1 protein-coding gene is annotated in these 1306 nt (G+C 38.2%); it reads right to left on the bottom strand.

Features of this window, described 5'->3' with window-relative positions; translation table 11 throughout:
* Window positions 1-220: 220 nt before the first annotated feature.
* The coding region (locus KVG29_RS12305) for a DDE-type integrase/transposase/recombinase (protein ID WP_252228719.1) at window positions 221-1306 on the bottom strand (1086 nt) is incomplete at its 5' end.

The raw sequence follows: 1306 nt of genomic DNA, 5'->3' as shown, positions 1-1306 counted from the left end.
GGTAGTGTCAAATAAATAATGAAAAAGTCAACGATAAGAGAATTGTTATCAAAACATGGACTTTGGCAACAGAATATAGACTAAAAATATAAAAACACAGTAATTAAGAGTGCTTAATAAGTAAGATATAGCCTAAAAATACAATTAATGGGATTATAATGACATGTGTAAAGAAGCTACAGTGTAGCCAGGCAAGCGATATTATTGAGAAGGATTTGAATTAGGCTGTGTGTTGATGTCTACAAATATGTTCATATGACAGCCTAAGTAATTCTAACCATTTGGAAGGCATATCAGGCATATTTGCGATTTCGGGGACACACACTGGGACATTGTAGTTAAGGGAAGAATGAACACGAAGGAAATTGAAAAAGGCAACAAAAAGAACCATATATTCATTAGCTCTTTCTAAAGAGTTAAAACCGTTTTTGCCTCTGTAGACTGCTTTAAAGGTTCTATTGAGTCGCTCAATTACTTGCTTTAGCCAGCGATACTCAGCAGAGACTTCATCGTTGTTGGTAAGACCAATTACCTGTTTAACATCGAAATGTATATTGTGCTGAGCGAAGAAATGTTGAGCCAGGAGATAAATGGGGTTGCCATCAAAGATTAATACAAGGTTTTCAGGGATTTTACGGAATTTTGCTAATGTAGCATATACTGCTTTGATGGCAGATATACCGTCTCTATTGGCGAAAACTTCGTAGGAGGTGATAATTTTTTTGACAACATCCATGATAAAAAAGACATAGTGCTTTTTGCCTAAGACTTTGACATAGGTTTCATCACCGCAGATGGAGACTTGAGATGATAAGTCGTATGGATAGTCATCGACATAGGGTTTGAGGATTCTAGCTGCAGAGGCGGCATAATTTGCGATTGTCTGGTGAGATATTTTGATTCTATGGATATCCCAAAGGATGGAAGCTGTTTGACGCAAACTCAAGCCGTAGTTTATGTGATATGTTAGGGCAAGGCCGAGGACATACTTAGCCTTTCTGATTCTGGAGAGGTCTACTGAGTGGGGTTTGTTTGGCTCTTGCTTGAGAGAATCAAGTTCGATATCAAAGACACGGTGGTAGTAATGCATTTTGTATTTGTGCGGGTTTTGATTGAAATCAGCTTGCTGTTCTGGGGTCAAGGAAGCAATGTTTTGGAGATAGAATGAGCATTTACGGTTTTGGCATGAGTAGACAAAGAAGTTTTTTCTATCTCGTTTTTTAGTGAGTGTATGTCTGCAATGAGGGCATTTAAAGACCAGTTTTTCCAGGTAGGACTTGTGGGGGAAGAAAGTGGAGTGACATAC

Source organism: Caldicoprobacter algeriensis, assembly GCF_023838525.1.
Lineage (GTDB): Bacteria > Bacillota > Clostridia > Caldicoprobacterales > Caldicoprobacteraceae > Caldicoprobacter > Caldicoprobacter algeriensis.
This window is presented reverse-complemented; position numbering and strand designations above follow the sequence as displayed.